The following is a 23,067-nucleotide window of genomic DNA, read 5'->3' as shown; positions in this document are numbered from 1 at the left end:
TGAAACCTGCCCTTCATTCAGATTTGCAACATCAACGACTACCGGCTTCCTAGACCTACTTGGAGCCAATCGGAGGACAGCCGTGTCGGCGCCAGCCCGACCGCAAATTGCGGCCGACCCCATGGCAAACGTTGATTAGCCAATGAACTTGATCCACAGGCGCTTGAACCATGCGACGATGGCCCTGAGCCCCTTCGGCTGGGCGCCGCGCTTGAGCAGACGGTCATGGACGCGGCCCGCTTCGATCTGCGCGCGAGACATCTTGCCGGCCCATTGGATGCGGCCGCTTTTAATGATGTAGTGCGAGCCACAAGGGAAGTCGTGATTGCCGATCGACGGCCATATCGAGGCTCCCTCGTCTTCCATAATGAGGTCATATTCAGTCGGAACGAGCGGTGTTGAAACCTCCTCGCCGCACCCACACGCGCAATTATGCAGCGCGACGTGGCATTCGCGCGACACGTAAAGGACACCGTCTTCCAGTTGTTCCGGAATGTCTTCGACGAAGACCGTTGTAAGACAATCCACCCGAGCCATCATGTCACCCGGTTTGTGATATTGTTGCCCTCGATCATGTATGTCGCGTTCCTTTCGTTGCGCTCATCACGATAGAAGGTCAGCCAGCGTTTCCAGCGCATGACCGCCATAATCGCGTTCAAAGAATTGAGTTCGGCGATCTGGATTTCGGTTCCGTACACATCGGCCTCTTCGTCGTCGTCACCGAACGACAGATGGGTAGCCACTTCCGCCCACGGCATGCCAGGGGCAATAAACGTTGCCCTTGCGCAACCGTCGAGCGTGTTGTCGTCCAGCCCTATACCTATGCCAGTGTCGACGAATGCAATGCCCAGGCGAACCAGCCCTTCGGCAATCACGCGCCGCGACGATCCCTTATCAACGCAGACAAATACGAAGTCATAGGCTGAAAATTCGTCAATGTTGTCAGCCGTCACTCGAGTGGTGTGCGGCTTCACGCCCTTGTGCATGCGCGCGTAGAGCGCAGCGTAATAATCTACCTTGCGGGGGAAATTCTTCGCTAGCACCAGTTCGGGAGCACCAGGCGAACGGAAAAGATTGTGGTTGAGAAGCTGGTCGTCATCGTAGATGTGGATCTCGGCAACACGGGTCTTGGCGGCGAGGTCGAGCAGATAGGCACCGGTTCCGCCGAGGCCGATGATCGCGATGCTGCCCCTGAGTTTGCGGTTGGCGGCGAGGATTCCGTAGCGGACTGACGCAGAATCGGGAATCGCGAAGGGACTATCGTCCTCCGCACTGGCCAACGTGACGCCTGTACGCGCGTTGGCGGTCTTGTCGTGAGACCGCGCAGCAGCACCGAGGTGAGACTCATAGGTGACAACCTTGTCGTAAATGTTGGCATACTGGCCGGTGCCTTCTGGCTTCGACGAGAAATAATGGTGGACCTTGATGTCCGACCCCACAGTCGCTTCCTGACTATTATGGATGATATTTGTCATTGGCGTGCCATCGCGATGGCAAGGCGTCTCGCCGGCGAACCACATGGTGTGGTCCGTCAGTGGAGTCGAGGTCAGGCCTTCCGTATCCAGCGACAGAGTGCAGACAAGTGTGCCTCGACCAAGCGACATGTCCCGCTTCACATAGGGCACGCTGTGAACGAGGAGGACGAGGTCGCGCATCTCAAGCTCAAACCCCTCGTCCAGCAGTTGCTTCAGATGTGGATCACGACTTATCAGATCGGCGGACATTGAAGAATCCCATTCTTGACTTCGATCTTTTCGCCCTCCACCAGATCACCTTCCGCGCCGTGTACACCTTTCAGGTAAGTTATCGTGTACTTGAATTTCTCGAAGTCGGCGTCAGGGTAGGCGAGAAGTGCAACCTCACGATAGCTGAGCTTTTTCTTGGGCACCGTACGCGGTCGCCCGTTGACTTTGATGACCACCGTCTTCGCTTCGCGGCTGCGGATGCGCTCGACTCCCTGTCCGCCCAGAGTCACCTCGCCATCAGCGGGAATGACCGCGTCGCCGGCGCTGTCCAGGATTAGCTCGAGTTCCTCATCGATGCTGGCGTAACGGTAGATGTCAGCTGCGGAGAGTTTGGCCGCCCCCCATTCCCAGCCGCGCTCGTTGACGGTGAGGGAGAAGGTCCGATTACCTTCGAATGAAAGGAACTCAGGCTGCGGCATCTGTCGCAGGTCGGTCGGCTCCTCAAGCCCGATCGAACGCGTCGACCCGTCCGCAATCTGGATGAGAATATAACCGCTAGCTGGATTGAGCCCGCCGATGGTGCGGACCTCGCGACCTGAGATTATGGCGTCATTGGTGGCGATCACGCGACCATCCAGCTTATATGTAAAGTTCGTTACGTCAGGCATTGAACCCTCCTTGTTTCTCATTCTGCACAAATCATATATGGAGTTTTTAGCCAATGTCTAGCTATTAATTGGCTAATTAATGATTGTTTTTTGATTGACAGGTATGGACTTTATAGCTACATGGAGAGTGCTGGTTAGGGAGAAGCGCCTGTGAAGCGTACGATGACGCTTAATTTGTCGGACGCAGAAATGAGCGTCCTTGAAACCATGTGTGAAGAAAAAGGGTTGTCTAAAACCGCACTCGTTCGCCAAGCGCTGCGGCTCTACAAATCAGTCGATGATCGACTGGCGCGGGGCGAAAAGGTGTTCGTCGAAAGCGCGGATAAATCAGAAAAAGTAGAGCTTATGGTTCTATGAAAGGGCTGATCGATCGAGTCTTTCTCAAAAATCGTGCCACAGGCCTGTACGAAGATGCACACCTGTATCATGGCTTGGACAGCACGAATCTCGCGCATATCGAAGGACGCTGGCGACCTCTTTTTGAGTTGCGTCGGAGGGAGGCTAAGGCTTCCCTTCAGACGTTAGCAGAGGTCAATGCTGAAGACGCCCATTGGGAATGGGGCAAGAAGGCGCTGGTTGCGCTGAACGACCCCTTCCTGTTCGATTTCTTCGTGCTTGAATGTGGTGGCAGTACCCAAGCCATCATGATGACGCGCAAAGGCGGTCAGGATTGCTTCAGTCGCCACCCCGAGCATCAGCGAGCGCCGCTGATCTACGTGGAGTTTTTGGCGACGGCTCCATGGAACCGACCAAAGTTGGTTGCTGACCCGACTTACAAGGGCGCGGGCCGTGTGCTCATCGGTACGGCCGTCAGCTTGAGCCTAGAAGAGGAATTTGGTGGCCGAATTGGTCTGCATTCACTTCGTGGCGCAGAAGTTTTCTACCGGGATGCGATCGGAATGACGGATTTCGGAACGGATAGCGAAGGAGTACATAAAGGACTTAGATACTTCGAGCTTTCCAGCAGGGATGCTGCGACTTTCCTATCCGTGCAACACTAACAAGAGGAGTCGACCATGAAATTACATTTCACTGCCGATTGGCTGCGCAGCCATATCGAACATGATCCGGATGTCGATTGCGACGTGGGGCTCCCGCTCCGCGACGCAGCTCCGCTTGAGCGTCTTATGCAGGAGAAGTCTCGTCATCAAGCAACTGCGGGGCAGCCTAATTCGGCTGCCCCCGAACAGAAATCTGCTGTGTTGTTTAAGTTGGTGCATCAGCTTCGACGCAAGGACGGTTTAAGCATTGCGCAGTTGGCTGCCAAAATTCGTGTTGATGCGGCGGAATTGGAGCAGGTGGAGAAGGATCCCAACTATGTTCCAGGCCCGCGTACCGTTCATCAGCTAGCCGAGTTTATTGGGGTTTCAGCACGTGCTGTAGGACTGCTGACTGCGGCGGCGTCCGCGCAGAATGACAATCTCACCGAAGCGGTGCATCGTTTTGCTGCGAGTTCAGACGACCTATCGAAACTAAGCCAGGCTGAAAGGCGCGACCTCAACGATTTCGTTAAGGTACTGGCGTCAATCGATAAGAAGAATGGATGACCATGTCTGCGATTGAGCCGATAATCGGGAACTTTGAGCGCCGAGATATCCATGAGCACATATCACGTTTGCTACGTGATCTCGGCAATCCAGAGCCCCCATTAAGGCTCGAGCAGGTGCGCGCGCTGCAAAAGCTTGACCTTACCTATTATAGCAAGGCGAACTTGAGCCTATTAGATGAGATCGCCCACAGGGCGCGAATGGCTGGGAACGAGATCACCAGCACGGCTAAGCGCATGGTCGATGTAGTCCAGCAATATGGCCTTCGTGGTATCCTAATGTTGAAGGAAGGCGACAAAAGAATCTTCATCGATGACGAGGTAGCCGAGCTAAAGCGACGCTTCCTCATCGCACATGAAATTACACATGACCTTCTACCGTGGCATCGCTCCCTGCTTCTGGGCGACAACGAGTCCACGCTGAACCCAACATTCCATCAGGCAATGGAAGCAGAAGCTAACTATGGCGGACGCCATCTCTTGTTTCTCGGAGGAAGGTTTCGACCGGAAGCGCTGGACTGCTCATTGGAATGGAAGAGTATCGAGCAGCTTCGCAAGCGCTATGGGAACACACTTACAACAACACTTTGGCAAATGGTTTGTGAACGCGACCCGGAGTTTCCTGCCTTCGGCGTTGTCAGTCGGCATCCGTATCACAGAGATATTTGCGAGAAGGCGGGGAATGACAATGTGGCATATTTTCCAAGATCGATAGCTTTAGCTGAGCACTTTCCCGGAATCACCACCACAGTTGCCTATTCCGCGATCTGCGATCACGCAACGAACCGCAAACGGGGTCCAGTAGGCGAAGGCGAAAGCATCTTTTATGATGCGAACGGCGAACCCCATGTATTCTGGTTGCACAGCTTCTCAAACACCTACGATCTGCTCACTTACTGCATCTACAAGAAGAAACACCAGCGCATTTTCCCTGTCGGCTATAGGGCAGCCTAGGCACAGGCAGACGGTTATCTCAACGGCAGCTTGCCCATATGTAAGCACACCACCGCTGTTTCGCTTGCGGCATATTTCTTGGCGGACGTCGCTTATTGTCGGCGCGACATTGGTATGACGTAAGCGCTGTTGTGGGACCACCTTTCGGGAGTGGTCGTGATCTGTGAGGTTGCCGGTTCTGCATTGGGATCGGAGATCGGCTTGTGTCTGGACTTGACCTTACGCTTGACCCGGATCGGCAGCCTCGGCGTTTCGAGGTGATCAACGGTGCCGGCGGTCGGCGTCATTGGTCGGTGGATGACAAGGCGCGGATCATCGCGGAGACGCTGGAGCCGAACGCAGTCGTTTCCGAGGTCGCCCGCCGGTATGGCCTCAGGCCGCAGCAGGTCTTCGCCTGGCGCCGCGAAGCGCGCAAACAGGCCGCTTCGGTGCAGCAAAATTCTCCTGCCTTCGTGCCGGCGGTTGTGGCGGCGGCGGAGCCTGTAGCCAGCCGTTCACCGAAGCAGCAGAAACGGCAAGCCACTCGAGACGCCGGAGTGATCGAGCTTGAGATCGACGGCGTTGCGATGCGCGTCGGCCGGGGCGCCGATGCCAAGACGGTGGCCGCAGTGATCCGCGCGCTGAAGGCGACGTCGTGATCGGGCCGACGGGTGCGGTCAAGGTCATGGTGGCGACGAAGCCGGTAGACTTCCGCAAGGGTGCGGAGGGATTGGCTGCGCTGGTGCGAGAGACGATGGGAGCCGATCCGTTCAGCGGGGCCGTGTACGTCTTCCGGGCGAAGCGGACAGACCGGATCAAGCTGATCTTCTGGGACGGCACCGGCGTCTGCCTCTATGCCAAGCGTTTGGAGGATGGGGAGTTCCGCTGGCCGAAAGTGCATGACGGCATGATGCGGCTGACGGCCGCGCAGCTCTCGGCGCTACTCGAAGGGCTTGACTGGCGGCGCGTCCATGAGGCGCGCCGGACCCGCGTTCCAGCCCAGGCCGGCTGACCCGCGACGAAGTGAATCAGCCTGGATTCCGCTGTCGCGGGCTGTCGGCGAATATGGTCTGATCCTGTCATGGCGATGACTGCTGACCAGCTTCCCGACGATCCGGACGCGCTGAAGGCGATGGTGCTGGCGCGCGACGTCGAGAACGCCCGGCTGATCCAGATCATCAAGGAATTGCAGCGCCACCGCTTCGGCCGTCGTGCTGAAACGCTCCCCGAGGATCAATTGCTGCTGGGGCTCGAAGAGGCCGAGCAGATCGAGGCCGCCGGCGAGGAAGCGAAGGAACAATCTGCTCTCGCCGAGCGCCAAGCAAAGGCCACGAAGCGCCGGGCGAACCGCGGTGCGTTGTCACCCCACCTGCCGCGCACGGAGATGGTCGTCGACATCGAGGACCATGCCTGCCCGTGCTGTCGCAATGGCCTGCACCGGATCGGCGAGGACGTGAGCGAGCGGCTCGACATCGTTCCGGCGCAGCTGCGCGTGATCGTGGTGCGGCGGCCCAAATATGCCTGCCGCGCCTGTGAGGATGTGGTCGTTCAGGCTGCCGCGCCGGCCCGGCTGATCGAGGGTGGTCTTCCGACCGAAGCGACGGTCGCCCAAGTCCTGGTCTCCAAATACGCCGATCACCTGCCGCTCTATCGTCAGGCGCAGATCTATGCCCGGCAAGGCACCAATCTCGATCGCTCCACGCTCGCCGACTGGGTCGGCCGCGCCGCCTGGCACCTGCGTCCGGTGCATGAGCGGCTGCTTGGCAAATTGAAGTCCTCGCCAAAACTCTTCGCCGACGAGACGACCGCGCCGGTGCTCGATCCCGGCCGAGGCAAGACCAAGACCGGGCAGCTCTGGGCCTATGCGCGTGACGATCGGCCATGGCAGGGAGCCGACCCGCCGGGCGTTGCCTATGTCTACGCACCCGACCGGAAGGCCGAGCGTCCGATCGCTCATCTCGCAGGCTTCACTGGAATCCTGCAGGTCGATGGCTATGGCGGCTATCGCGTGCTGGCCGACAAAAGCGACGTGACGCTCGCCTTCTGCTGGGCACACGTGCGCCGACGCTTCTATGAACTGGCGGCAGCGGGTCCCGCGCCGATCGCCAGCGAGGCGCTGAGACGGATCGCCGAGCTCTACAGAATAGAGGACGATATCCGCGGCCGATCGGCCGATGAACGCCGTGCGATGCGTCAGGAAAATAGCCGCGCTATTGTCGCCGATCTCGAACCCTGGCTGCGCGAGAAGCTCGGCCTGATTAGCCAGAAGACAAAGCTCGCCGAGGCGATCCGCTACACGCTCTCGCGCTGGCAAGGCCTCTCGCGCTTCCTTGACGACGGCCGCATCGAGATCGACAGCAACACCGTCGAGCGCTCAATCCGTCCAATCGCGCTCAACCGCAAGAACGCGCTCTTCGCGGGCTCGGACGGCGGTGCCGAACACTGGGCAGTCATCGCATCGCTCATCGAAACCTGCAAACTCAACGGTGTCGAGCCGCTCGGCTATCTCGCCAACGTCCTCACCAGGATCGTCAACGGCCATCCGAACAGCCAGATCGACGACTTGCTGCCCTGGGCCTACATCCGGGCGCCTGAGCTCAAGGCCGTGGCCTGAGAACAGCGCTTACGGTATGACCTCGCCGAGCTGGCCGGACGGCCCCTCACCGCGGGTCGGCGCCACGAGCTTCAGCTTCACGACGCGAGCAGGCTCTTGCGAGAGCCAGCCCGGAGGAAGTGCAGCCAAGCTCTCAACATCATGAGCGAACAACGGCAGATCGTGCCGAAGCTCTTCCTTGGACAGCCCCCGTCATCCACCACGGTCCGAAATACATCAGCCAGTAACGTAGGTTGCTGCAGCGGCCAAACGTCATCGTAGGGCTCGGATCCTGAGTAGCCCTTGGCGCTGTAGCTACGATAAAGGCGGGTCGCTCCCTCGGCATCGACAATGCAGAGGCGTTGGAGACGCATGATCTGAGCCTTGATGGACACGCGCCAGCGAACCTTCTCAGCTCCCAAAGCGAGGCACTAGTGACCTCAGCCGAGAACTGACTCGCCGGCAGAAGCAACGCTGAAGCGAACCGATGAGCTTGGTCTTGGATCAGCTTGAAGTTCTCGACAAGCTCATCCTCGGACACTGCACGGTGCAGCAAGAGGTGGGCCAACTCGTGCGCGGCATCAAATTGTCTTCGCGCGAATGACTGCGCTAGAAGTACGTGTGGGCGACGATCAGATCCCCACCTGCTTAGCCCATCCAACTGTGTGGTTTCCATTGGTTCGCTCGCCACGACGACGCCGATCTGCTCCAGCAGAGCAACTACGTTGGGGTCGGTCGCAATCCGATTCCCCAGTGCTCTCGCGCTGTTTGGGCAATGCCCTCCAGATCCTCATCCCCAGGCTTCGGTAGCCTAAGCCGTTGAGTAAATCTGGCAGGTCGACTTCAGGGAGAAACGCATAATGGCCGGCAACTGCCGTAATGTCTTCAAGCCAGCGGTTGACCGGATAATCCTTGGTCACAGCCACGCCCTGTAGGTGCGGCCCTCGTCCAGCAGCAACCGCAACGCCCCCAGTCGCCGCCCTCCGGCGACGACTTCGAACTTGGCTCCCTTCGGGGCCTTGCGGGTCAAAAGGTTATGGATGAGGCCATGGGCCTCGATGCTGGCGGCCAGTTCGGCCCTACCTGCGGGCGGGATAGTGATAACTGCGGTATTCATGGACTTGCTCGTGTTGATTTCAGGGATTGACCTGATGGGTTCAGGTCCCCTGAACCCCTGCCTCGCGGCGAGTAGCGGGGAGCGAGGGGGGGCAAGTCCCGGGGGCGGAGGGGTCTCCCCGGTCTGCACCTAGCGAAGCGGAGGAAGATGGGGGAACCCGCCCGCGGCGGCTTGCTGGGGAGAGAGGGCCGCGCGCCTCTCTTCCCGCTACATAGGAGAGGTGCCGCTAGGCACATCCATGTCGGCGCAGCCGTGCCGCGAAGCGGCCCAAGAAAGAAGAGCGTACAAAACGGAAGCACCTAAATGCCCGCCAGCGGGACCAAGTCAGATCGGTGCAGGAGAAAGACCGTGGCCCTGAGACCGGCTCAACAGGGCGGCCGTAGGAGCATCAGCAACGCGCCGCCGTCAGGCGGGATGCGGAACGGACGGCCCCCCGGCGAAGGGCGCCGTTCTCTTTGAGCTGCGACCCTGGTGAGCGCCTTCGTGCCTAAAGCTGTGCCGCCGGGCTAAGTTTCAGCTTCAGATCGTTCTGAAAAGCCGAACATGGTTCGTCGAGTAACCCTTGAGGGAAGGATCCTTGTCGGGTTCCCTGTTTTTCGACAAAATCGCCCTGCAGAATTTATATTGCGTGATTTGGCGGCATCGCACTGCTGGGTGTCCGCCTTATAGCAAGCGTGGACCAAAACGGCTCCCACGTAATCATGCTCGACGTTGTTGGAAGAAAGGTGGGTCTGAATGTCTTGGAGAATGGCAACTCCATGGGACATCCCATCTGCTCCGGAGTAGGTCATTACGAGTTGACCGGGTCGTTCAAAGCCGCTTACCGAGCCGCTCCCTGCAACGTTCTCGTAGGTGCCAGACAAATCCGGGGCCGACGTGAATGTCACCTTGAAGGGGTGCCCCAGGCCGACGGGGGTGACATCCGTAAAGTCGGGACCGTAGTACACCGAGAGATCACGCAGTATGGAGATGATAACCCGATTGCGGCTTTCAAGTGTCCTCGCATCCCCCGAGGGCGCCACCTGATCTCTCGGGCAACCTTGTTCGGCGCCGCAGTTATTGAGGCGGCCGGCTTGGAAGCAGTTCCTTATGGCCCTCATGCATAAACCAGAGCACCCGTTTGAGGTGACTGCGAAGGGCCTTACGGGCGCGGATTGGCTCTTTGACCGGATCGATACCCAGTACATCCAGCGCCATCTCCTCTTCGCTGGCACTGTCGGCGCAAGCGTCCATGAGCTTCAAATAGAGCTCGAAATGCTTGTCATCATATGCGGTTAGGCTTTCCGACCAGGGGACTTCCGTTGCAATGGTTGGATCAGGCGTTGGGCGCGATCTGCTTTTCATCCATGTCTCGCTTTGGCGATGAACCAGGCCCCCGTTCCAATTCAGAATATCTCCATCTAGCGCACTTTCAACCGTTCTCGGCCTTCTTCGGACAGTCCCCAATCGTTGCATATGGTCGTGGGTTCCAAATTGGCGCACGGCTGCTCGCGACCAATACATCCTCAACTTGGCGAGGCGATGTAACGCCCGGCTGAACCAGAATGGCGCGGGTATTGAGCATCGCCGATTGGATCGAACCTCTTATTTTAGCTTCGCGATAATCTTGTCTGGCTGCTTGCAAGCGTCCATCATGCCGCCGTACATACGCTTAAGGATCTCGCCCATCACCGTACGAGCAGCAAACATTTCCAAAATCGATCTTGCAACTTGAGGCTTTGCGTTACTGCATAGCTGCATTGCACAAAATGTGTTTGCGCATTGCACAACTTTTAGCCATTAAGCTTACAGCTGATGCACGCGATGGTTTCCTCCCATTCCATGGTATCAGCTGTTCCCCTCTGAAGGTTTTGACTTTACACCTAAAGGGCCTCGGTTTTCCGATGCCCTTTTTTTGGCGGTCGCCACGTCGTTAATGGAACGCGGCTCGATCGCCGGTTCAGCCATCAGGCTTTGGAACCCGTTCTGCCCGGCCGACCCCTCCCGACAACAGTCTGACCTTCGCCAGCCTTCTACGGGCAAGCGTTCGCGCCAAAAGTTCAAAGCCGCGTCCGTAACATTCGACGATGAAAGCCAATGTCATCAGGTCGAGCAGAAACTCGTCGATCGCATGTGTGAGCGCATCAGACTTTTGTCCGAACTGAAGGAGCAGGGCGCGCGCGTCTTCGATCGCGGCCTGGCAATCGTCTGCATCTATCAGGGAACTGATCCTGTCAAAGATCTGCAAGCGTCCTCACTTTTCGGAAGCCACACTCAGCATCGAACGCCGCTGATGAGTGAGTTTCCAACAAAAGAACAGGGTAACGTTTCGCGAAAAATCGCTCGGCAGCGCGTCGATCGAGCATGATGCCTCAAATGACATGTGAATCCCGGCTCACCAAGATGTCGTTGAAGGCGAGTGAGCCGGCCCATGTCTGCGTCCCGGCCGCCTGACAACTGGTCAGGAGGAACTGTGGCCACATTCGTCGTAGGCAAATGGGCCATCTATTCTTAAGCCGCCACGGTTCAGCCTAGATTACATGGGAAGCGACAATAACGGAAAGAAAAGGTTCGCAAAATGAGTAGGGTGGCTGGATCAAACGAAGATTTGGCTGCACCAACGACCTTTGGGCCACTTCTGCAGCCCACCTTTCGCTCGATCTGGCTCGCCACGCAGGTTTCAAGCCTCGGCTGGTTGATGCAGACTGTCGCCATCAGCTGGCTGATGGCAACGATCTCGACTTCCGATCTGATGGTTGCGTTGGTTCAGGCTTCATCGAACCTGCCCGCCTTCGTCTTGTCTGTCTTCGCCGGGGCTCTCGCTGACAATTTCAGCCGGCGCCGGGTCATGTTCGCCGGTCGGTGCCTTATGGTGACTGCCTCCGCGATGCTGACCGCATCGCTGGCGCTGGGCTTTGTCAGTCCGTGGATGATCCTCGGCTTCAGCTTCTTGATCGCAAGCGGCGGTGCTCTCAATGATCCGGCCTGGCAAGCGTCGGTTGGCGATATTGTGGATCGACGAGATGTTCCCGCTGCCGTCACCCTGCTTTCTGTTGGATTCAATACCGTCCGGACTGTGGGCCCGGCGCTCGGCGGCATTGTAGTTGCCTCGTTTGGCCTTATGGCGGCATTCGCGGTGACCACGCTCACCTATTTCGTACCCTTGGCCACTATTTGGCGCTGCAAGTGGAAGGTTCGTTCTTCCCCTCTTCCACGCGAGTCGATGAGGACGGCGATCTATGACGGGCTGCGCTTCACGGCGATGTCATCGGAAATCAAGGCCGCGATCGCGCGCGGAACCCTCTTTGGCCTGGCGAGCATCGCCATACTCGCGCTGCTGCCGGTGGTTGTCCGCGACCAGCTGGGAGGAGGCCCGCTTGCCTATGGCGCGCTCATGGCTGGCTTCGGGACCGGTGCCGTTTTCGCCGGCCTCTCCAACAGCCTGTTCAGACGGAGCTTGTCGCAAGAAAGGCTGATGAGGCTCTCCTGCGTCGCCTGTGCGGCGTGTTCTCTCTCCCTGGCACTGACATCTTCGATTGCCGTTGCGGCAATTGCACTCGCCTTGGGCGGCGCGGGCTGGGTGACCGCCTGGTCCGGGGTTGGTGTGAGCGTGCAGCTGGCGAGCCCGCGCTGGGTCGTGGGGCGCACCATCTCGATCTACTATGCTTTGATAGACGGCGGCATCGCGCTCGGCAGCTGGGTGTGGGGCACGGTGGCCGAAAACCATTCGTTGACCTGGGCGCTGGAGGGCTCCGCTGGAGCCCTGTTGATCGTCGCTGCAGCCGGCGTTCTCTTTCCTCTTCGAGAGCACCGCGACTCCGAGCCCGATCCCTTGGAGGAATTCGATGCCCCAGCTGTCTCTCTCAACTTGAAGCCGAGGAGCGGCCCGATCGTGGTCAAGATCGAATATCTGATAGCCGAGAGAAATCTCGAGGCCTTCCTCGACCTCATGCGGCAGCGGCGCCATGTACACAGCCGCGTCGGTGCTCGGAACTGGACGCTCCAGCGGAACCTGCAGAAGCCTATGCATTGGACAGAAACGTTCCGCACGCCGACCTGGACGGACTACCTTCGCCTCAATCATCGTCTGACGGAAGTGGACAAGGAACTGGACGAGCGTGTCTTTCAGCTGCACGCGGCCGAGACCCCACCTCAAATGACCCTTTCCATCGAGCGGCCGACAAGCTCGGCCCGCAAGCCCGAGCACTCAGCTTTTCGCCATCCCCGTCATTGAAGCCCGGCCGGCACAGAAAACGCGATTCTTGTCTATCGCGCTCAAACCGGTGCGGGAGACGGACAATCCACCAAAATTCGATGATGGGTGGCAGAGAAGAACCCCAGGCTGAGAGTGCGACCGATCGGTCCCGACGGTGAAGCGGAGCCTGGGGCTACAGCGGCACGCGACTATTGCCGCGTGTCACCTTTTGAATTTAAAGTCTTCCTCAGTCCGCCTCGCTGATCCGGGCCAACGCTATCTTGAGGTTGGCATTTTGTCCCGCCAGCTCGCTGAGACGATCACGTTCGGCGGCGACCACATCCGGACTGGCGTTGGCAACGATGCACCCGCGCGGAGCGTGCTGTTGCTGGAAGCAGGAAGGCATGATCGGCCAAAGCCGGGAGAGGTGCTGCCGGCAGTAGCGAATGGGCTGCTGCGTCAGCTTGGTGTCTGGACGCCGTTCGCCGAGGCCGGCTTCGTTGAAAATCGTGCGCTTGTTTCGGTGTGGGCCAATGAAGTTCCCAGCGAGCGGCACGGCATGTTTTCCGCTCAAGGTGCCGGCTGGCAGCTCGACCGGACGCGATTCGACCGGCTGATGGTGCAGGCGGCCAAGGCGGCAGGTGTGGACACGCGGTTTGGCTCGGCCGTGGGTTCGGCAGTGCGCGACGATCAAGGCTGGCTGCTCAAGCTGGCCGATGAAGCTATCGTTGCCCGCGCCGTGGTTTGGGCGACCGGTCCAGTTGGAGGCTGGCCCGATGTTTCGGCGCCAAGCTCACCATGCACGGACATCTTGCCGCCTACACACGCTTTTTCGACCGCGCACCGGGCGATTGCAGCATGGTCGTCGAGGCGCGTCCCGAAGGCTGGTGGTACAGCGCCGACTTGCGCGTGCCTCACCGATCCGGATCTGGGCAGCGAACTGCGCAAAGCCGGACATTGGTACCGCGCTTTAGCCGCAACGCAGTCCGTCGCGCCGCTCGTGCCGCCCAACGCGATCGAGACCGCCAGCATGATCAAGGCGGCGGGAACCGCAACGATCGATCCCGCCGCCGGTGACCGCTGGGTCGCGGCGGGCGACTGCCTGTTCTGTGCCGATCCACTGTCATCACGCGGGATCGTGCATGCACTCCGCTCAGGGATCCTGGCGGCCTACGCGGCATCGGACATGCTGGACGGGCGTGGCGATTCGCCTGCGCCCGCTATGCAAAATCGCCACACGCGGCTTTGCCGATTAGCTCCCGGCGCTGGCTGCCCACTATGCAGCCGCCGCGCAACGGGACACGCCTTTCTCGCAGCGGCGGCGCAGCCATGTCTTCCACGCGTCTAGCATCGAAGGAGGGAGGTCAGAGGTGGTCGCGGGACGGGGTGCTCGGCATTTATGAAGCGACCGAGCGCCAGCGAGTGGTCGTCGGCGGGCTCGATGGCGGCATCAGGTCAGGGAACTCGGCCTCCATGATCATCTCCGATTTAATTCAAATTTATCTGTATATATTGACGATTGCACTACCTTCACCTCGTAGACGGCAATGCGGGCGGGTAGAGAGGGTTCTATGATATGACAAGCGATTTTTCCGCCGCCCGAGTGCATTTAGATCGAGCGTATGACTACCTTTGTGGGGATGACCCGATGAGTCAAAGGGGCCGCGAAGCCTTGGACCTGCTAATTGAGGCGGTTGCCGTCGAAGAGTTCAAGCAGCCACGCCAAAGCGCTGAGGTGCTAAGGTTTCCGATCGGGCGCCGCTGCTGAGGTAGTCTCCACGGCCGCCATGTAGCCTCGCGGGTGAGGCGCTCACGGCAGGGACTCGCCGCCCCGTGAGGGCCGGGAACGAACGCATTGGCAAACGGAAAGCCCACTTGCCAGACCAGCGCCCGGCCGGCGTGGCAAGTAGGCCGGCGGTTCCAAGCGGAGACATTGATGCCGGACTATGTTGTGCTTTGCATCGCATTAAGCTGCTGCGGGATATACGTAACGCCATCCCTAAACACATCGAATGCGGCAGCGACAGCGCGAATCCCAAAGCGATGCTCCCGCCGTACGCGGACAAAGCCGTTTTCGAAGTCCACTATCCCGTCCTTGGCCAGCATGGCCAAGCGCTCAGCCGAATCGCGAAGATGGATCGGATCAGATCCGTGGGCGACACAGATTGCCGGCACGTCAGCCTCGAAATCGCACATTAATCGCTCGATAATTGCGGCTCGCACGCGGTCGTCGTCTGTGAGGCGATGGCCCTTCGATGTCGCCAGTCGGCCAGCTGCGATGTGCCGGATGTAGGAATCCCGTGTAACTTCGTTTTGAACGTATCCCTGGCCGGTGCGGCCGATAGCCGACGCGCCGAAACCGATCAGGGTTCTGCAGGTATCGGCCGAGTAGCCCAACGAGTTACGTCGCAGGCGACCTGTTTCCTGTGCCAGCGCGAGCTCGTCGTCCGGCAAGGCGAAATGGTCGAGCCCGATCTGTCGGTAGCCGGCGGCAATCAGCGTCACGGTGACAGCCGCATACTGTTCAGCGCGGGCAGCGCTGTCGGGAAGAAATTCCGCCTCGATGAGGCGCTGATTCTTTATTTGGGATGGGATGTGCGAGTAGCCGAACAAGGCAAGCCGGTCGGGGCGCATGGCGACCGCCGCCCTCACTGTTTCGACGCACGACTCCACCGTTTGACGCGGCAGGCCGTAGATGAGGTCGAAGTTGATGCGGCTTACTCCATGCCGGCGCAGCATTTCCACGGCAGCCGACGTCTGGGCCTCGCTCTGGATCCGGTTGATCGCTTTTTGAACAATGGGATCGAAGCTCTGTACGCCCAGGCTCGCGCGGTTCACGCCGGCCGCTCCCAAGCCTTCCGCCATCTCGGGCGTGAGCGTGCGTGGATCGATCTCGATGGCGACCGTAGCTGTTTTCGAGATGGCGAAGCGGCATCGCAGGAACTCCATCAAAGCGAGGAACTCGGCTGGTCCGATGAGAGACGGCGTTCCGCCGCCGAAATGTATGTCGCTCACGGGCAACGTCTTCGGCACTCGCACCGAAACCAGACGGATCTCGTCACGCAGCGCCGCCAGATAGTTGAGGATGGGCGCATCACGGCGGGTGATGGTGGTTGGGAAGCCGCAATACCAGCAGGCTGATCGGCAGAACGGAACGTGCAGATAGAGTGACACCGGATCATCAGCCGGCAGGTTCCTGAGCCATTCCTCATAAGCCTCGGCGCCGACCGCCCCAGAGAACTCCGACACAGCCGGATAGATAGTGTACCAAGGCAGCCGGGCCTCTCGAAATTTCGTGGTCTGCAACGGTCACCGTCCCATGCTGATAACATCCAACCTTACCGCTGCGCTCGCCTGCGTCTTTGCGCTATGTCAGTCCGTTCCGCTTTGGGCTCGAAATTTTTTAGCAATGGGCGCCGTTCAGTCTTGGCTGGACAGCGATGGTCTGAGCGCACTCGGTCAGCGTGGTGTTCCCGCCGCAACCCTCACGCGCACCGTTTTGTTCCACCGTACCTTCCCTTCATCTGCGCGTGGGAGATTCTTCTGAGCGCAGATGCCGCATCCGACGAGACAATACGGTGTTGGGACCAGACTTTGCTCGCCAGCTAGCGCCGCCCCATAGTGATCTCTGCCATCTCGATGAGCTCGTTGTGTGAATTGCTGGCAAGAAGCATTAGCTGTGGCGCGCCGCTTTCAGGACGAGAACCTGCTCGACGCGACCGTCAGGTCCGCCGCACTGCCAAGGCTAGCGCCTACTGATTCAGTGGTGCAAGGCTGCGGCGCGTGGTTATCGACCATCAGCTCGCCAAAGTGACGGCGTCGTACCGGGCGGTGGCCGCCGCATGATGCCTCAACGGCGGGGCTCACAGCAAACAATGCCGTCGCCATTAAGCCAAACTGTCGCGAAGCGAACAGACGAGCCGTAGCCGAAAGATTTGCCGTTCCTGCTTGGGTGGATCCGCAAGGCAAAAAGAACGGAAGCGGGAACCAAGGTCCGCCCGCACATTTGAGCTTCAAGCCGCAGCTGGGTCGTCAGGATGGTACGTTATTTGCAGTAGTACCCTTTGTAAGGCCCACCGCGGAGGTGAAAAGGGGTGATTGTATAAAAATGTTGTATGACCGTCCGGGAGTGATAACTGCTTAATATATGTGACAACAAGTCTCAGTCACATTCTAAATTCTCCTGAGTATTAGCACGACAGGTGCAGCAACACTCCTAGAATTCAGCTTGATGCGCTATCAATCGTTTGCTTAGCAAAAATCATTTATCGGTCTCGATTCCTTTTACTGTTTAGACGGAGATCAACAATGACCATTGGGAGCCTCGTCCTCGGCTCAACTGCGGCACTGATCGCCGCTTCCGACGCTCGCGCCGTGATCATCGTCCCCGAGCCTGATCCCACTGAGTACCTCAAGATCTGCGACGTCTACGGCTCCAGCTACGTCTATATTTCAGGCACCGAGACCTGCCTGCGCATCGGCGGCTATCTTAGCTACTACGTGGGCTTGGGCGATGTCGGATTGTTTTACCACGCAAGAACCTCAGATGTGAGGACTGGTGAGGATCAGGGTACATGGCAAAACAACACGCGCTTCACACTGAAAGCTTGGACCGGCCAGGAGACCGAACTCGGCACGTTGAAGACCTACACCGAAACCCGCGTGAATTTCGGTAACCGCCACACTTCGGTTTCGGACAGTTCTCGGTCCTATGCCTTCAACGGAGACAGCATCTTGACTTTCGCCTGGATTCAGCTTGGTGGCCTCCGAGTTGGTAAGGACTGGTCGGCCTTCGACATGTTTATTGGCGGCGCGGGTGACGTACTCAACCAGACGCCGGTTCCGTACGGCGCTTTGGATACCAATGTGGTCCAGTACTACTTCGACGCCGGGAACGGCTTTTCGGCCGTGGTTTCGCTCGAAGAAGGCTCAGGCGTGGTCGGCACAATCGACAACTACGCTCCGCACATAGTCGGCGGCTTGAAATACACACATGGCTGGGGAGCGATCACCGGCGTTGCTGGTTATGATAGCAACTACGAATCGGTGGCCGCCAAGGTCCGTGTCGACATCAATGTCACCAACGAACTGTTGCTGTTCGGAATGTTCGGCTACGGTTCCAATGGCAAGCTCAACGACGACCCCATGAACGCGATCGACGCTCATGGTCGCGGCTTCTATAAGATTTGGGGCGGGAACTGGGCTTTCTGGGCTGGCGCCGCTTACGAGCTCAACGAGACAACTTCGTTGAACCTTCAGCTCTCGGGTGATCAGCTCAAGAACTATGGTGTCGCTGGGAACGTCGCCTACGCGCTTCTTCCAGATTTCACAGTTACGGCTGAACTCGACTATGACCGCTACGGAGGCTCCGCCGTCGGAAAGGTGAAAGCTTCCGAAGTGAACTGGACCAATGCCAACAAGAAGAGCAGTGTCGGCGGTATCCTGCGTTTCGAACGCTCATTCTAATGCGATGAAGCGTTGAGCTCCGAGGTCCAGTTGATGCGCGGACATTTCCCCTACATTCCGTTGATTGTGGATCCACGGCTCGGACGGCCGTCGTACGCGGCGACCGTCATGGAGCTCAGGTTTGACGCCGTGCTCCTGAACACGGCGGTCCCGAGGGCGGCCGATCCGGTCGGCATGGCGCGTGCGTTCGGCAAAGCGGTCGATGCCGGTCGTGAAGCTTTCAGCTCGGGAATGCTCGAACCGCGCTACCCACCGACGATCGGCAGGGCCGTCTTCTCATGAAGTCGTGGACGTGCCGGCGGGATTGACCGGCTGGTGCCGCTCGGCGTGAGTCTGGTGCAGCTCCGGATAAAGGATATGGACGAGAAAGGACTGACGGAAATCCGCTGCGCGAACGACGCCTGCGCGGTCCATGGTTGCCAAGTGAGCGTCAACGACTATTGGCGCACGGCAATCGAGGAAGGCTGCGACTCGTCCATCTTGGTCAAAAGGATTTGGCTGCCGCCGATGCTGACGATGAAATACGCCGGATTGAAGCTCGGCCTTTCGATCCACGATCACACCGAACTGCGCCAGTGGCCGAGCCGGAGTATGTGGCGCTCGGCCCAGTCTATCCAACTAGCCTCAAGAAGATGAATGGGCGTCGCAAGGGCTCGAGCGGATCAGCGAGTGGAAGCACCAGGTCGCGCCGATCCCATTGGTCTCCATCGGCGGCCTCAACCTGACCGGCTCGAAGGCGTTTTTCGAGGCTGGCGCGGAAAGCGCAGCCGTGGTCACCGACTTTGCGCTGAACGACGCCCCAGAAGCGCGCACGCGAGAATGGATCGAAAGACAGAGCAATGGCGCTGGGGCGAGAACCGCATCTGCTCGTCGTTGCCGGGTCAGATTCCCGCGGTGGGGCTGGAATTGCCCGCGAGATCGAGACGATCGCTGCCTTGGCGTGCGCACCTGCCTTGCTGTCAGCGCGCTGACGGTGCAAACCCATGAAGACGCCTTGGAAATCCAAGTTACGCAACCCGGTCTGGTGGCGGATCAGATGCGCGCTACGCTTCAGCCTAACAGAGTGGCCGCCACCAACATCGGCATGCTCGCAACGGCTGAGATCGATCGTCGCTGCGGTTGCCGCTGTGCTGCGCGAATATCCGCGCATACCGACAATCCAGATCCAGTGCTGCTTCCACGTCAGGCCGAGCGCTTCTTGAAGCAAGCGCTATTCCGCATAATAAATTAGCATCTGATGCCGCTTTGCCGTGTCGACACCCAATGTCATTGAACTGGCGCTTCTTGCCGGCTCAGAGCTAGCGGCCAATGAGGTCGGCGCGCTTCAACAAGGACCACAAGCCACGCCGTCTGCTGGACTCCTCCAAATTCGAGACACGGATGGTTCCTATCCAGACAATTGATTTTATCAATCTGCGACAATACCGCATAGCGGCGCCGGCGGAATGATCACCGGTAGCAAGACGAGCTGTTTTCAGTGGCCTGCAGGACGCGCACCGTGACCGAGGTAGAAGCCAGCCCGTCTGCGGCCATGTTCGGATCGGCCGCATCGGTGCGCCGAATGAGATTGCCGGCGGAACGTTCTATTCGTGCAGCCGTGACGGCAGTCATCTCACCGAAGCCATCCTGCCGATGGATGGCCGGCAGTCGGTGCAGCATGGGGTGACACTGTTCACGGAATGAAGCCGCTCGCGCTTCGGACGGTTGAAATGGAGGACATTAGCGTGGAACCGATCAGTCTCGACGAACTTCTGGCCAGCGTCGGCAAGGAAGTCGGCGTGTCGCCGTGGCGGGTGGTCTCGCAGCGGATGATCGACCAGTTCGCCGAGTCCACCGATGACCACCAGTTCATCCACTGCGATCCGGAGCGCGCCAAGCGCGAGACGCCGTTCGGCGGCACCATCGCACATGGCTTCCTGTCGCTTTCGCTTTTGTCGGCGATGACTTTCGAGACCATGCGGCCGCTCGAAAACTGCAAGATGGGTGTCAACTATGGCTTCGAATCGCTGCGCTTCCTGGCGCCGGTGAAAACCGGATCGCGCATCCGCACCCGTTTCGTACTGGCCGACGTCAAGGTCAGGCCGTCGGGCTGGGTGCAGACGGCGCTGGGCGTGACGATTGAGATCGAGGGCTCGAAAAAGCCGGCGCTGACCGCGCGCTGGTTGACGCTGACGCTGATAAAACCCCAGCCGGAGGCGGCCTGAATTGCTCAACGAGCGTCAGCGGAGACGATCTTCACGTGCCGGGGCGATGTAGGCGACCAGTGCGCACCGATCGGCAACGCGGCCACGGGGGTCGGCTAGATAGAGTGGCAGGAATGCCTAATCGGGGCTCCGTCTCGGAAGGGGCGTCGATGTATCGGAAGCGCTTCGGCTTTCGGCGCTGCATTCCTTCTTCATGAAGGTCCATGGAGAATTCCCGACCACGGCGTCGAAAGATCGGCTTGTGATCGGAGTGGGCAGATCCTCCCCGACTGAATCTGCCAATAGGGTGTTATCGAGTCAACCGGGTCGAACTTGAGGTCGCGGATGTCGCTGATCGGCTGCTCGTCGAGCTCGAGAGCTGCCAGCTAAAGGCAGAACACGGCGATGCCAAGAGCTCCGCAGTTGATGTGGACGCCCAGAGCTGGGAGTACAGACCGACGAGTTCCCGGCGGGCGAACTTGCCATTGGTAACGCGCCAGACCAGTCCCGAGAAAGCCTCGATGAGAAGGCCCCCGAGCCGCACGCGGGATCGACTACAGTGGCGTTTGGCGAGAGGCGTTCGAAGACGAGAGCGAGTGTAAGATGGACGAGCTCGACGCGCGTATCGCGCAGTCCCTGCGATCGCGCCTTGTCCGCGCCGCTCGTGCGTGCGAGCTGTTGGTAGATCGAGCTGACTAGAGCGGTTCATCGTTTCACGGAAACGGTGAACCGCTCTAACTCTTTGTTTCAACGCAATTCCGGACGGAAAACCGTTTCACACTTTTCCTGGAATTGCTCTAGATGAACCGGGATGGCATTAAAGCGGAACTCGAGACGTTCGGACTTTGTGCCGTTGAAATCCTCAAATTGAATCGGCCGGACTGTTGGAGCTATCATCACCCGCTTGGCTTCCAGAGCTACGGAGCGGGTTGATGATCTGAACGTCCTCGAAGTCCTTTTCATTGTCGGTCACTACGACACACTCGTTGGCTTCGGCTACAGCGGCAATGATTGTGTCTAGGGCGCTCCGCGAACGGCCTCTGGCTTTGCCGTTGGCCATCAGCCGCGCCCACACGAGGCCAGCTTTCTCGTCGAACGATAGCACGCGGCCAGCGAACAGCGCTTGCGGGCCTTCGGAGCCCTCGAACCAAGTTTCGAGGCTGCTGCGCTTTTTCCCCTTCGGCTTCTCTAGGATGCCTCTGCGAATTTCGGCGACAGTAAGCGAAGCAATGAAGAGGTCTTCGTCCTTCTGCGCGCCCATCCAGGCCAGCAACGAGCCCGAAGGCTCCGGCTTTATGACGTTGCTGATGATATTGGTATCAAGAAGGTAGCGCGTCACAGGTCGATCTTGCGCCCCTCTTCGCGCGGCCGGCTGAGGTCGAGATTGGAGCCAACCAGAGGCGAGCGACGCAACGAGGCGAGAATGCTGCCCGCTTTCGGTGGCTCACCCGCCACGGCTTGCTGTATGGTCCGACGAAGCTGTCGGGCATCCGGCCCGCTCTCCGTTAATTTTCGGGCAAGAGTTCGCAGTAGATCGCGGTCTGCGTCGAACGCCTGGATCTCGAACCGCGCGATGCCGCGCTCAGCCAGGCGAGAGCGATAATTCTCGATGGCTCTCTTCTGTGCAGTGTTGCCCATCGCGTGCCTCCGGTTCTCTATCCGGATATATAGCCTTGGCTTCTTCGGAGCACAAGGTGCCCCGTCATCGGCCAGCACTGGCTCCTGCGCGAGGCGCGTTATTGATCAAAAACAATTTCCATCTTGTCGAAGCACTGTGATTGGCATCATTGTCGCGAAACGGAGTATTTCGCGTCAGGACAGGAACGCGATCATAGCGCGACCGAAACGTGCAACAGCCGAATAGCTTCGTGTGGTCGCAGGCGCGGCCGCGAAGGGCTGTGCCTGCGTCGCCGAAGCCCGATCGACGCTTCGTCAATCTGGTCCGGCTGCTGGCGCCACAGGCCGCACGGGATTTCGTTCAAGCCGAAACGGATAGCCAAACGCGAGACCGCGTCCGGAGTAAGGGGCCGCCTCATGAAGGTCGCGCTTGGCGCTCGCTACTCAACTGACAATCACCGAGACGCCTCGATCGAGGATCAGTTGCGGCTCTGCTGCTTGCGTGCTGAAAAAGCAAGGCTGGACAGTCGTCCACAGCAATACCCACCGCGCGATCTGCGGCGCGTCGCTGTTGCGTCCCGGCCTTCAGGAGCTGATCAGCGATGCGATGCAGGGCAAATTCCTGATCGTGCTCGCAGAGGCGATGGATCGCCTGACCATGACCGCTGCAAACCGGGAGCAGGCCCGGCTGGGCAAACGTTGCAACAGATCCTTCAAGGAAATTCATAGACTCTTAGCAACTCCGGCTCGCTGTGAATGGTAGGCTTATTGCAACGTCTGAGGTCAGTGGTTCCAAACCGTGGCCCCGCTTGTCTTCGACTCGCCGACCTGCCTGCAATTTCGGCTAAAGGCAAGAAGAGCGCACATTTGTTTGTTCGACACAGGATATCGACGGTCGTCACGGCCACCGAGATTTGCCCGCTCGTTGGACATCCTTCGAAATCTGCAACTTCTGTGGAGAACGCGAAATGAGAAATTCGGCAGGACTTGGTCCTGAGCCATGATGACACTGGTTAGTCGCCTACGCATGGCAGCGCATCCTGACCGCCTTCGAATCCTGGGCCTTTGTGCGCATGCGGACCTAA

26 protein-coding genes and 1 pseudogene are annotated in these 23,067 nt (G+C 59.1%); 17 read left to right on the top strand and 10 right to left on the bottom strand.

The genetic code is table 11. The features are described 5' to 3' along the window. Positions 1-135: 135 nt before the first annotated feature. From NKJ00_RS28700 to NKJ00_RS28690, 3 genes are read right to left on the bottom strand one after another with little or no spacing between them, the layout of a single operon-like run. Positions 136-537: a ubiquitination-like system serine protease family protein gene (locus tag NKJ00_RS28700; RefSeq protein ID WP_032898265.1), complete on the bottom strand. Its 402-nt coding sequence runs from the start codon at positions 535-537 to the stop codon at positions 136-138. Continuing rightward, a complete protein-coding gene (locus NKJ00_RS28695) occupies positions 537-1,724 on the bottom strand; it encodes a ThiF family adenylyltransferase (RefSeq protein WP_023697173.1) in 1,188 nt (395 codons plus the stop codon). The genes NKJ00_RS28700 and NKJ00_RS28695 overlap by 1 nt, the downstream gene beginning before the upstream one ends. After that, a complete protein-coding gene (locus tag NKJ00_RS28690; RefSeq protein ID WP_352632133.1) occupies positions 1,709-2,353 on the bottom strand; it encodes a multiubiquitin domain-containing protein in 645 nt (214 codons plus the stop codon). The genes NKJ00_RS28695 and NKJ00_RS28690 overlap by 16 nt, the downstream gene beginning before the upstream one ends. A 150-nt stretch (positions 2,354-2,503) precedes the next feature. On the opposite strand from NKJ00_RS28690, the gene NKJ00_RS28685 reads away from it, so the two are divergent. From NKJ00_RS28685 to tnpC, 7 genes are all read left to right on the top strand, one after another. Then, the gene (locus NKJ00_RS28685; protein ID WP_010913797.1) at positions 2,504-2,710 is read left to right on the top strand and encodes a ribbon-helix-helix protein, CopG family; all 207 of its coding nucleotides are present in this window, start codon (positions 2,504-2,506) and stop codon (positions 2,708-2,710) included. Continuing rightward, on the top strand, positions 2,707-3,354 hold the full coding sequence (locus tag NKJ00_RS28680; RefSeq protein WP_023697175.1) for a hypothetical protein: 648 nt from the start codon (positions 2,707-2,709) through the stop codon (positions 3,352-3,354). The genes NKJ00_RS28685 and NKJ00_RS28680 overlap by 4 nt, the downstream gene beginning before the upstream one ends. Before the next feature lie 15 nt (positions 3,355-3,369). Further along, on the top strand, positions 3,370-3,900 hold the full coding sequence (locus NKJ00_RS28675; RefSeq protein WP_023830723.1) for a helix-turn-helix domain-containing protein: 531 nt from the start codon (positions 3,370-3,372) through the stop codon (positions 3,898-3,900). Beyond that, positions 3,897-4,853 carry an ImmA/IrrE family metallo-endopeptidase gene (locus tag NKJ00_RS28670; RefSeq protein ID WP_352538818.1) on the top strand — a complete coding sequence of 319 codons (957 nt, stop codon included), beginning with the start codon at positions 3,897-3,899 and terminating at the stop codon, positions 4,851-4,853. The genes NKJ00_RS28675 and NKJ00_RS28670 overlap by 4 nt, the downstream gene beginning before the upstream one ends. 257 nt (positions 4,854-5,110) lie before the next feature. After that, on the top strand, positions 5,111-5,491 hold the full coding sequence (tnpA, locus tag NKJ00_RS28665) for an IS66-like element accessory protein TnpA (protein ID WP_352570184.1): 381 nt from the start codon (positions 5,111-5,113) through the stop codon (positions 5,489-5,491). Further along, positions 5,488-5,844, top strand: coding sequence for an IS66 family insertion sequence element accessory protein TnpB (gene tnpB / locus NKJ00_RS28660; protein WP_023709031.1), 357 nt, complete (start codon positions 5,488-5,490; stop codon positions 5,842-5,844). Before tnpA ends, tnpB begins: the two co-directional genes overlap by 4 nt. A 69-nt stretch (positions 5,845-5,913) precedes the next feature. Beyond that, positions 5,914-7,446 (top strand): IS66 family transposase, encoded by a 1,533-nt coding sequence (gene tnpC / locus NKJ00_RS28655; protein WP_352570186.1) that lies wholly within the window; start codon positions 5,914-5,916, stop codon positions 7,444-7,446. Positions 7,447-7,585: 139 nt separating this feature from the next. On the opposite strand, the gene NKJ00_RS28650 is transcribed toward tnpC, so the two are convergent. From NKJ00_RS28650 to NKJ00_RS28640, 3 genes are all read right to left on the bottom strand, one after another. Beyond that, positions 7,586-8,101, bottom strand: coding sequence for an ImmA/IrrE family metallo-endopeptidase (locus NKJ00_RS28650; RefSeq protein WP_352538819.1), 516 nt, complete (start codon positions 8,099-8,101; stop codon positions 7,586-7,588). Between the two features lie 240 nt (positions 8,102-8,341). Further along, positions 8,342-8,542, bottom strand: a complete 201-nt coding sequence (locus NKJ00_RS28645) for a ParB N-terminal domain-containing protein (protein ID WP_352538820.1) — start codon at positions 8,540-8,542, stop codon at positions 8,342-8,344. Between the two features lie 1,056 nt (positions 8,543-9,598). Beyond that, a complete protein-coding gene (locus NKJ00_RS28640) occupies positions 9,599-9,886 on the bottom strand; it encodes a hypothetical protein (protein WP_081726247.1) in 288 nt (95 codons plus the stop codon). Between the two features lie 550 nt (positions 9,887-10,436). Between NKJ00_RS28640 and NKJ00_RS28635 the strand changes: the two genes are divergently transcribed. The 4 genes from NKJ00_RS28635 to NKJ00_RS28620 all read left to right on the top strand — a co-directional run bounded on the left by NKJ00_RS28635 (position 10,437) and on the right by NKJ00_RS28620 (position 14,484). Beyond that, entirely contained in the window at positions 10,437-10,889 is a 453-nt protein-coding gene (locus NKJ00_RS28635; RefSeq protein WP_352538821.1) for a hypothetical protein, read from the top strand. Between the two features lie 210 nt (positions 10,890-11,099). Then, entirely contained in the window at positions 11,100-12,755 is a 1,656-nt protein-coding gene (locus tag NKJ00_RS28630; RefSeq protein ID WP_352558844.1) for an MFS transporter, read from the top strand. 256 nt (positions 12,756-13,011) lie between these two features. Beyond that, positions 13,012-14,064, top strand: a complete 1,053-nt coding sequence (locus NKJ00_RS28625) for an NAD(P)/FAD-dependent oxidoreductase (protein WP_352538823.1) — start codon at positions 13,012-13,014, stop codon at positions 14,062-14,064. 228 nt (positions 14,065-14,292) lie between these two features. Then, positions 14,293-14,484 carry a hypothetical protein gene (locus NKJ00_RS28620; RefSeq protein WP_023727257.1) on the top strand — a complete coding sequence of 64 codons (192 nt, stop codon included), beginning with the start codon at positions 14,293-14,295 and terminating at the stop codon, positions 14,482-14,484. Between the two features lie 176 nt (positions 14,485-14,660). Here the strand turns inward: NKJ00_RS28620 and hemN are convergent, their stop codons facing one another. Further along, entirely contained in the window at positions 14,661-16,022 is a 1,362-nt protein-coding gene (gene hemN, locus NKJ00_RS28615; protein ID WP_352632127.1) for an oxygen-independent coproporphyrinogen III oxidase, read from the bottom strand. A gap of 1,002 nt (positions 16,023-17,024) precedes the next feature. On the opposite strand from hemN, the gene NKJ00_RS28610 reads away from it, so the two are divergent. From NKJ00_RS28610 to NKJ00_RS28595, 4 genes and pseudogenes are all read left to right on the top strand, one after another. Beyond that, positions 17,025-18,182 (top strand): porin, encoded by a 1,158-nt coding sequence (locus tag NKJ00_RS28610; RefSeq protein WP_352632125.1) that lies wholly within the window; start codon positions 17,025-17,027, stop codon positions 18,180-18,182. Between the two features lie 18 nt (positions 18,183-18,200). Then, positions 18,201-18,464 (top strand): annotated as a pseudogene (locus NKJ00_RS28605) (thiazole synthase); the annotation flags it as partial. Between the two features lie 75 nt (positions 18,465-18,539). Next, complete coding sequence (locus NKJ00_RS28600; protein WP_352607525.1) at positions 18,540-18,818, top strand: beta/alpha barrel domain-containing protein; 279 nt, start codon at positions 18,540-18,542, stop codon at positions 18,816-18,818. A 133-nt stretch (positions 18,819-18,951) separates the two neighbouring features. Continuing rightward, positions 18,952-19,413, top strand: a complete 462-nt coding sequence (locus NKJ00_RS28595; RefSeq protein WP_352632158.1) for a bifunctional hydroxymethylpyrimidine kinase/phosphomethylpyrimidine kinase — start codon at positions 18,952-18,954, stop codon at positions 19,411-19,413. Positions 19,414-19,631: 218 nt separating this feature from the next. Here NKJ00_RS28595 and NKJ00_RS28590 read toward each other — a convergent pair whose 3' ends face one another. Beyond that, positions 19,632-19,841: a hypothetical protein gene (locus NKJ00_RS28590; RefSeq protein ID WP_352538827.1), complete on the bottom strand. Its 210-nt coding sequence runs from the start codon at positions 19,839-19,841 to the stop codon at positions 19,632-19,634. 50 nt (positions 19,842-19,891) lie between these two features. Here NKJ00_RS28590 and NKJ00_RS28585 point away from each other — a divergent pair, with 50 nt between their 5' ends. Further along, entirely contained in the window at positions 19,892-20,386 is a 495-nt protein-coding gene (locus NKJ00_RS28585) for a MaoC family dehydratase (RefSeq protein ID WP_352558848.1), read from the top strand. A gap of 841 nt (positions 20,387-21,227) precedes the next feature. On the opposite strand, the gene NKJ00_RS28580 is transcribed toward NKJ00_RS28585, so the two are convergent. Continuing rightward, entirely contained in the window at positions 21,228-21,704 is a 477-nt protein-coding gene (locus NKJ00_RS28580) for a type II toxin-antitoxin system VapC family toxin (protein WP_352538830.1), read from the bottom strand. Beyond that, positions 21,701-22,003 (bottom strand): hypothetical protein, encoded by a 303-nt coding sequence (locus NKJ00_RS28575; protein ID WP_352538831.1) that lies wholly within the window; start codon positions 22,001-22,003, stop codon positions 21,701-21,703. The genes NKJ00_RS28580 and NKJ00_RS28575 overlap by 4 nt, the downstream gene beginning before the upstream one ends. Before the next feature lie 409 nt (positions 22,004-22,412). On the opposite strand from NKJ00_RS28575, the gene NKJ00_RS28570 reads away from it, so the two are divergent. Continuing rightward, positions 22,413-22,745 carry a recombinase family protein gene (locus NKJ00_RS28570; protein ID WP_352538832.1) on the top strand — a complete coding sequence of 111 codons (333 nt, stop codon included), beginning with the start codon at positions 22,413-22,415 and terminating at the stop codon, positions 22,743-22,745. Positions 22,746-23,067 lie beyond the last annotated feature (322 nt).

The organism is Mesorhizobium sp. M0227, assembly GCF_040321855.1.
In the GTDB taxonomy this organism is placed as follows: Bacteria; Pseudomonadota; Alphaproteobacteria; order Rhizobiales; family Rhizobiaceae; genus Mesorhizobium.
This window is presented reverse-complemented; position numbering and strand designations above follow the sequence as displayed.

What these genes read in the sequence shown, in the direction of transcription:
- NKJ00_RS28675 (WP_023830723.1), top strand. Translation starts at nt 3,370, where the DNA reads ATGAAATTACATTTCACTGCCGATTGGCTGCGCAGCCATATCGAACAT.
- NKJ00_RS28690 (WP_352632133.1), bottom strand. Translation starts at nt 2,353, where the DNA reads ATGCCTGACGTAACGAACTTTACATATAAGCTGGATGGTCGCGTGATC.
- NKJ00_RS28630 (WP_352558844.1), top strand. Translation starts at nt 11,100, where the DNA reads ATGAGTAGGGTGGCTGGATCAAACGAAGATTTGGCTGCACCAACGACC.
- NKJ00_RS28695 (WP_023697173.1), bottom strand. Translation starts at nt 1,724, where the DNA reads ATGTCCGCCGATCTGATAAGTCGTGATCCACATCTGAAGCAACTGCTG.
- NKJ00_RS28680 (WP_023697175.1), top strand. Translation starts at nt 2,707, where the DNA reads ATGAAAGGGCTGATCGATCGAGTCTTTCTCAAAAATCGTGCCACAGGC.
- NKJ00_RS28645 (WP_352538820.1), bottom strand. Translation starts at nt 8,542, where the DNA reads ATGAATACCGCAGTTATCACTATCCCGCCCGCAGGTAGGGCCGAACTG.
- NKJ00_RS28610 (WP_352632125.1), top strand. Translation starts at nt 17,025, where the DNA reads ATGACCATTGGGAGCCTCGTCCTCGGCTCAACTGCGGCACTGATCGCC.
- NKJ00_RS28585 (WP_352558848.1), top strand. Translation starts at nt 19,892, where the DNA reads ATGGAGGACATTAGCGTGGAACCGATCAGTCTCGACGAACTTCTGGCC.
- NKJ00_RS28650 (WP_352538819.1), bottom strand. Translation starts at nt 8,101, where the DNA reads ATGGAAACCACACAGTTGGATGGGCTAAGCAGGTGGGGATCTGATCGT.
- NKJ00_RS28670 (WP_352538818.1), top strand. Translation starts at nt 3,897, where the DNA reads ATGACCATGTCTGCGATTGAGCCGATAATCGGGAACTTTGAGCGCCGA.
- NKJ00_RS28700 (WP_032898265.1), bottom strand. Translation starts at nt 537, where the DNA reads ATGGCTCGGGTGGATTGTCTTACAACGGTCTTCGTCGAAGACATTCCG.
- NKJ00_RS28620 (WP_023727257.1), top strand. Translation starts at nt 14,293, where the DNA reads ATGACAAGCGATTTTTCCGCCGCCCGAGTGCATTTAGATCGAGCGTAT.
- NKJ00_RS28600 (WP_352607525.1), top strand. Translation starts at nt 18,540, where the DNA reads ATGGACGAGAAAGGACTGACGGAAATCCGCTGCGCGAACGACGCCTGC.
- NKJ00_RS28590 (WP_352538827.1), bottom strand. Translation starts at nt 19,841, where the DNA reads ATGCTGCACCGACTGCCGGCCATCCATCGGCAGGATGGCTTCGGTGAG.
- tnpC (WP_352570186.1), top strand. Translation starts at nt 5,914, where the DNA reads ATGGCGATGACTGCTGACCAGCTTCCCGACGATCCGGACGCGCTGAAG.
- NKJ00_RS28575 (WP_352538831.1), bottom strand. Translation starts at nt 22,003, where the DNA reads ATGGGCAACACTGCACAGAAGAGAGCCATCGAGAATTATCGCTCTCGC.
- NKJ00_RS28640 (WP_081726247.1), bottom strand. Translation starts at nt 9,886, where the DNA reads ATGAAAAGCAGATCGCGCCCAACGCCTGATCCAACCATTGCAACGGAA.